Consider the following 7,332-nt stretch of genomic DNA (forward strand, 5'->3'; position numbering starts at 1 on the left):
TCATCGGGAGATAGCGCTATGAAAGCAGTTTATGTTATTGTTTTACATTGCATGATTCGCCGGTTTAATACCGTATTGATATAAAAGGTGGCACAACGAATGGAAAAACTATTTGAAAGATTAATGTATGCATCGCGCTGGATTATGGCACCCATTTATTTGGGGCTCAGCTTGGTATTATTAGGCTTAGGCATTAAATTCTTCCAAGAGATTTTCCACATTTTACCGATCATTTTTGAAATGCGCGAAGTTGACTTAGTGTTAGTCACCCTGTCGCTCATCGATATCACCTTAGTTGGCGGCCTGATTGTCATGGTGATGTTTTCAGGCTATGAGAATTTTGTCTCTCAGCTCGATGTGGGCGATAGCAGTGAAAAACTCAGTTGGCTTGGTAAGTTAGATTCTGGCTCCCTTAAAAATAAAGTGGCCGCCTCTATTGTGGCAATTTCATCCATTCATTTGCTTAAGATATTTATGAATGTTGAGAATATCGATAACGAGAAAATCATGTGGTACCTATTAATCCATATCACCTTTGTGTTGTCGGCTTTTGCCATGGGCTATTTGGATAAACTGACCCGAGATAAATAAGTTAACGCCCAGAGGCTAAAGGGCATGATTAAGCCCTCGCCTCCCTTAGCGTGACATTCAATTGGCGCCGTCACGCTAATGAGTCTGCGCTAACATCGCCTGCATTAACGTGGACAGTTCCCCTCAACGCCAAGAGCGCTGTAAACAGATTTAACAGCTAGTTAGCGGGTTTATGGACTAAATAACGGGCAATCGTTGCATACAATTCCTCGACCTGCGCCGGCTTACTGATCTGAGCATTCATCCCCGCCGCCAATGCCCGTTCAACATCGGTCGCCAGCGCATTGGCTGTCATGGCAATAATGGGTAAATCGGCAAACTGAGGCAGAGCGCGAATACGCCGCGCCGCCTCATACCCATCCATAATCGGCATCTGCCCGTCCATCAGCACGCAATCAAAAGATTGCTGAGATAAGCACTCTAACGCCTCCTGTCCGTGGTGAGCCACGGTCACCTGCGCGCCAGCTTGGCGCAATAACTGAACGGCAATCTCTTGATTGATAATATTATCTTCAACCAATAGCAGCTTGGCGCCCAATAATCGCGGTTCAACCTGAGGCAAAGATTCACGGACTGGGCTCGCGGCATCCTCAGTGACATTTGGCTTAAGCAAACTCAGCAGTGCATCGCCAAAGGCGCTCGGCGTGAGAGGGTGCGCTTTACTGAGTATTCGTGGATGCGGCCCTGCTAAGGCTTGCAGCGCCACTGGCGGCGTACCATTGCCAATTAACAACAGACTTAGGGCATCGTGCGTTTGGATAAGATGCAATAACTTATGATCACAAGTCGCGACATCACAAATAATCACCTGCGGCTGCCCCGCTTCGCCGGGCGGCGCGAGGCCATCATCGGTCAACTCATCAAGAGACTCGAGCGTCTGCAGCGTCATACCAAAGGTGCTGGCACAGCGACTAACAATCGCCTGTTGCCGCGGTTTAAGAGCAAACGTGAACAGCGTTCCCCCCTTAAGGGCTGCCAATGACGCCGGCAGAGCATAGGGCTTAGCCAGGGGCAATTGCAGGCGCAAATAAAAGCGCGCCCCTTGCCCGAGCTCGCTTTCACACCATACATCGCCCTGCATTAACTCGGCTAAGCGCTTACAAATGGCCAAGCCCAAACCGGTGCCGCCGTATTTACGGGAGGTCGAGGTGTCGATTTGCTCAAAGGAATTAAACAAGAGCGCCTGTTTATCTGCGGGAATACCAATCCCGTTATCCTCCACGCAAAATGTCAATGTAGCGCCTTGTTCATCGCGCTCGGCCTGACAGCTCAGCCAGATCTCGCTCCCATCGCTGGAAAACTTGACGGCATTATTACAATAATTGAGCAAAATTTGCCTTAAGCGCAGCGGATCTCCCACAAAATAGCGGGGGCAATCGGGGGCGATATCGTAAATTAAGGCCATATGCTTTTCTTCAACCTTAAAACCAATCACATTGCCAAGCTGGGCAAAAACATCATCAAGATCAAATTCGATCTGTTCAACGCTGAGCTTATTCGCCTCAATTTTAGAAAAATCCAAAATATCGTTGATAATATCGAGCAATGAGCCCGCAGCCTGATGCACCTTGGTAATATACTCCCGCGGCTTGTCGGCTAACTCGGTCTGCAGCGCCAAATAGGACATACCGATGATCGCGTTCATCGGGGTGCGGATCTCATGGGACATATTCGCCAAAAAGTCTGACTTAGCACGATTGGCTTCATCCGCCTGCAGCTTGGCACTGGCAAGCTCCCCTTGGATGGCTTTGGCTTGGGTGATATCGAGGGCCCAGCACAGATTGGCATGTTGACCATCATGGAATGTCGGATAAGCCGTAAAGAGGACGTCCAGCGGCTGGCCATGGGCCCCTTGTAATTGGGATTCAAAGACGATCAGCTCCTGCTCAGGGGATAAGCCACGGATATAGTGCTGATAGTCCTGCCTGTGAATAAAAATATCCTCCAGCGCCCGCCCAATCTGTAAGCCAGTCATATTCGTCATTTGCTCATTCACATAACGACAAATGCCATTAACGCACACCCAGACCCCAATAGGGCTCATGCCCAGCACGTTTTTAAGCATGTCCCGCTCATGGCGGATCAGCCTATCGACTAAACGCCGCTCCGCGAGATTGTGGTAGGTGGCCAAGATAACCCGCTGCTCATTAAGTTCAATACCCTTGAGCGTCACTTCAACGGGGAGCTTTTGGCCGCTCGCGTTTTCGATATCGGCCTCAAATTTAAGCTGGCCCTGCTGCGCGACTAACTCAAAGCTGCGCTGAATAAGGGCGTCGCTGCCCAGCATCGCGTCCCCAAGATGAAAGCGCGCAAGCGGCGTGCCAAGCAATTGCGCCTTATCATCGACCTGTAACAACGCCTGTAGCGCGGCATTACACTCCTTGATCACGGCGCGGTTATCAATGATCACGCAGGCATCCACGACCGAATCAAACAGCGCTTGGAACTTCTGCATGCTGGATTCGAGCTGCGCGGCCAGCAAACTACGCTTAACCAACTCACGCTTAAGCCAGTAATTCCAAAGCATAAAAGCAGTAAAAAATCCCAGAATGATCGCGCCTAGGCCAAAGGCCCAGCGCTTGATGATCTCAGGATCCATGCCAAATTCGTACTGCACTTTGAACCAGCGATTATCCATTTCGGCCCGAGTGCTACCGGGGATTTGCGCTAGGGCTTTATTTAAAATCCCTTGTAATTCAGGCCAATCCTTCCGCACTCCCATTGCGTGGTCAACATGATAATTCACCGGCGCAACCACTTTTAATGCTTGATAAGCAGGAGATTGCAGTAATTGCTCGGCTTTAGGCAGCAAGATCACCGCCGCATCCACCTCCGCCCTCAAGGTCGCGAGTAACAAATTGTCTAACCGACTAAAGGTCACCACGGTTAATTTGGGATAGTATTTATGCAAGATTTCTTCGGCGATATCCCCCCGCGTGACGCCGACCTTTTTAGCGGATAAGCCTGTTATTCCCCCCACTAATTGCGCATCTTTTCTCGCTACCACGACCGCAGGGAAATCGGCTATCGGCTCAGTAAACAGTACGCGGGTTTTCCGCGCCTCGCTGACCGACATCAGCGACAGCATATCAAGCTGCCTCCCCTCAAACTCTTTGAGGGTCTGCTCCCAAGAGCTGCTGGGCTGCACCTCGAATTTCACAGGGATAATTCTAGCTAATTCAGACAAATAGCTTGCCATCAACCCTGAGTGCTCGCCCGCTTGATTCACAAAATCGATTGGCGCGCCATCGGGTTCAATCCCGACACGGATCAACGGATGCTGGCGTAAAAAGGCCTGCTCTTCTTGCGTCAAGCTATTAATAAATTGCAGCATTGCCTCACTGGGCAGCAAGTCGGCTAGGCGCAACTCGTCTAAGGAGATCTCGGGATAAAAGTGCCGTGAAATACGCTTAAAATCTAAACGTAGCGGATCAAATTGCAAAATGGGGGCATAACGTTGGTAATTATGAGGGGTGATCACCACTAAGGGGGACACTAAATTAACCCCCTTGGGTACATTGTCCTGCGCCATTAAGTAATCAAATAACGCCGATACAGCAACCGCTCCCGAAAACTCACTCCCCGCAATCGCCGCCTGAATTGTCCCATCCACAATCCCCTGGCCCACCCGGTCTGACCAAGTCATTGAACCTACGATGGGTAAAAACTGCCGACTTAATTGACGGTTTTTTTCTGCCACCGCCATCGCAGCGATAGGGCTCATCGCCACTATGATGTTTGGCTTAGAAGCTGCTGCAAGTGCGGCATCATAATGGGCAATGGCTTGCGTGATGCTCCAATCGGTATAGCCCACCTTAAGCGTGGCGCCCCCCGAAGCCGAGCCGATAAAGCGCTCAACATCCTCCACCCCTCGCTCCACGCCAGCCTCCCCCTTGGGACCTGCAATTAACAACACTGAATCGTGCTTAACCTCGTTAGCGGAGAGCAAGCTTTGCATCAACAATTGCCCCGACTTTTTGTCGCTAAAGCTAACATTGGCAATAAAATTCGGTAATTTTGCCAATTCGGCGGTGCTAAAACTGCCCCCACCCGCCCTTAACGTCACGACAGGAATATGCTCCTTTTGGGCTTCGATAATTAAGGCTTCGCCCAACCCGCTGATAGGATTCAAGATTAAGCCATCGACACCCTGCGCGATCGCTTCACGCCCCAAGGCCATTAAGCCTGACACTGTGTTATCGCCATAGACAACATTGAGCAGCACATTAAAATCCGCCGCGGCCGCCTGCGCCAAGGCCGCGATATGACGATTAAAAATCGTATCCGCGGGCAAAATCATCGTGATAGTAAATGGCTTAGCCGATTTTGACTGCACCAGCGAGCGCGGACTCAGAAGTGGTGATGCTAACGGCTCATTCACACAGGGCGCCGCAACCAAAGAGGTCGCCCCAGCGCTGGCGCTCCCCAGCAGCACGCTGCTCAGTAATGTGATGACGAGGAAACTGGGCAATGCCGGCTGGCGCGCATCGCATGCTCGTGCGCGCCGCACAAGGGGAAACCAAGCGAGCAGCCTGTTAAGCAAGGCGCAAAAGACAGGCAATCTACTCATTAAAAACAACATACCGGATTCCAACAAAACACTGGGGATAACCTTAAGCGATACTCGCCCATGAATAACAACTCGACCAACTCGCCAAAACGCTTTAACTGGAGTGACACAGGCCGTTAGCACGCCGGCGCAAGGCGCGGCGATTGGCGCAATGACAAACGCTGCTTTTTTTGCCGCCCATTGCAGCGCACTAGCCATGTTTACCATCCTACTTTTTGCCTAAAAAATGCGATTGAACGATCCACAGCAGCACACGTTCTCCCCCTCGCTCTCTTAGCATTCGCGCTAAGGACAAGGGAAAGGCACATATTAGCATAGACCTTGGCAATCTTAAGGATGGCGCGTATCTGACGGACAACGCGATGTTGCTGTCGCGGTGGGGATGCAAGGCAAAAAATGGCGATAACATATCAAGATAAACAAACGATAAGCACACTGGTCGCAGCGATAAAAACACGCCAGAGGCGCGCAATTATCGGAGCATTCGGGCAGCTACAGGCGCTGCGCGGCCTTCTCTGTCTGGTCGACAATCGTCAATACCGCAGTATCGCCCACCACATTACAGGATGTCAGCACCATATCAATGATCCGATCTAAGGCCGCAACGATGGCAAAGGCTTCAATGGGCAAGCCCAGTTGATGAATCAATACCCCGATCATGACCATGCCGCCCCCAGGCACGCCGCCCGCGCCCACGGATAACAGGAAGATACTAAACAGTAATGCCGGTAACTGCTCCGTAGTGATCGTCATCCCAAAGGCATTGGCCACAAAGAAAATAGCGATAGTGATATAAATCGCCACCCCTCCCATATTCATGGTCGCGCCGAGCGGCACCCCAAAGCCTGCAACCGAACGACTCACGCCGAGCTTTTCGGTAAGGGTGCGCATCGTCACCGGGATGGTGGCATTGGAACTTGCCGTCGACAGTGAAAACAGCACTTGCTCCTGGGTTTTTTGGCGAAAAGCACGGGCAGAGAGCGGCGTAAAACAGCTCACTGCCAGCGGATACACCACAAAAATCCACAGTAGCAGCAAACCTAAAATCAGCACCAAATACTCGACCACGCTCATAAATACTGCGGCATCTAAGGTGGCGCCTAATTTAAACATCAAGGCAAACACGCCATAAGGCGCGAGACTCATCACCACCGCAATCAATTTCATCATGATTTTATTCGCGGTTTTAAAGCCCTGCACTGCGCCAGCCACATGCTCGCCAAGGGATTTCATCACCCCGCCCAGCAGCAAGGCCATAAAGATGACTTGCAGCATATTGCCGGACATAAAGGCGGCGATCGGATTACGCGGCACAATATCGATCACCAGCGCCATAAGGCTTGGCAATTCGGTCGCCGTAATCGCCACCCCCTCGGTGCTACTCATGTCAACGCCTTTGCCAGGCTCGAGCAATAGTGCGAGCAGCAAAGCCGCGCTAATCGCGACCAAGGTATTGATAATATAGAAACTAAAAGTTTTACCGCCCAAACGGCCAAAGCTGCTTAGATCCCGCAACTCGCAGACACCACACACAATGCTGACAAACACTAAAGGCACAACCAACATCATGATCATATTGACGAACATAGTGCCAATCCCTGCCGCCAATTCGACGAGGTTATCGGCAAAAAAATCAATATCGTTTAAGCCATATTGCACTATCGAGCCCAACAACAGCCCAGCAAATAGACCGATAAAGATCCGCGTTGAAAGTGATTTAATCATGCTTGTGGTGTCCCCAGATAACGAGAGTCAGTGCCATTTCCTCCTCCATGATGGCCAGTTTCGCCATGCATTTTTTGAGTCGGGCGGGGATAGTGAAACATGCTAGCACCAAGTTCAATAAAAAATTTACGCAAAAAGTGAACGTATGCTAACGCTAAATAATCACATAACAAAGTTAACCAATTGATTAAAAATAACTAAACAAGAAAAGCCACCAGAATACCTGCTAAGCGACAGCTAAAATCTCGATATTTTACACAACCAAAATCAAACAAAAAACCTGATAATTTAACAAAATAGCCACCGCAAAAAGCGGTCATTCGGATATAACCACTAAAAAACAGCAATTATTAGCATATTATGTCGAAAATTCACCATTTACAGGTCATATTATTGGTGATTATCAAGACTATAAGCGCGTAACACCCAATCTAGCCCGTAAGCCA

Annotated in this window: 3 protein-coding genes; 1 reads left to right on the forward strand and 2 read right to left on the reverse strand. The window is 50.1% G+C overall.

Annotation, left to right across the window (positions count from 1 at the left end; genetic code table 11):
- The first annotated feature begins 99 nt into the window (after positions 1-99).
- Entirely contained in the window at positions 100-591 is a 492-nt protein-coding gene (locus ACRCZA_RS15240) for a TIGR00645 family protein (protein ID WP_438675242.1), read from the forward strand.
- Positions 592-748: 157 nt separating this feature from the next.
- Here ACRCZA_RS15240 and ACRCZA_RS15245 read toward each other — a convergent pair whose 3' ends face one another.
- Together ACRCZA_RS15245 and ACRCZA_RS15250 are read right to left on the reverse strand one after the other, a co-directional pair.
- The gene (locus ACRCZA_RS15245; protein ID WP_438675243.1) at positions 749-5,359 is read right to left on the reverse strand and encodes an ATP-binding protein; all 4,611 of its coding nucleotides are present in this window, start codon (positions 5,357-5,359) and stop codon (positions 749-751) included.
- Between the two features lie 294 nt (positions 5,360-5,653).
- A complete protein-coding gene (locus tag ACRCZA_RS15250; RefSeq protein ID WP_438675244.1) occupies positions 5,654-6,886 on the reverse strand; it encodes a dicarboxylate/amino acid:cation symporter in 1,233 nt (410 codons plus the stop codon).
- Positions 6,887-7,332: the final 446 nt, after the last annotated feature.

The organism is Shewanella sp. (genome assembly GCF_051658185.1).
Lineage (GTDB): Bacteria > Pseudomonadota > Gammaproteobacteria > Enterobacterales > Shewanellaceae > Shewanella.

Coding starts and splice junctions, on each gene's coding strand:
- ACRCZA_RS15240 (WP_438675242.1), top strand. CDS start 100: ATGGAAAAACTATTTGAAAGATTAATGTATGCATCGCGCTGGATTATG.
- ACRCZA_RS15250 (WP_438675244.1), bottom strand. CDS start 6,886: ATGATTAAATCACTTTCAACGCGGATCTTTATCGGTCTATTTGCTGGG.
- ACRCZA_RS15245 (WP_438675243.1), bottom strand. CDS start 5,359: ATGGCTAGTGCGCTGCAATGGGCGGCAAAAAAAGCAGCGTTTGTCATT.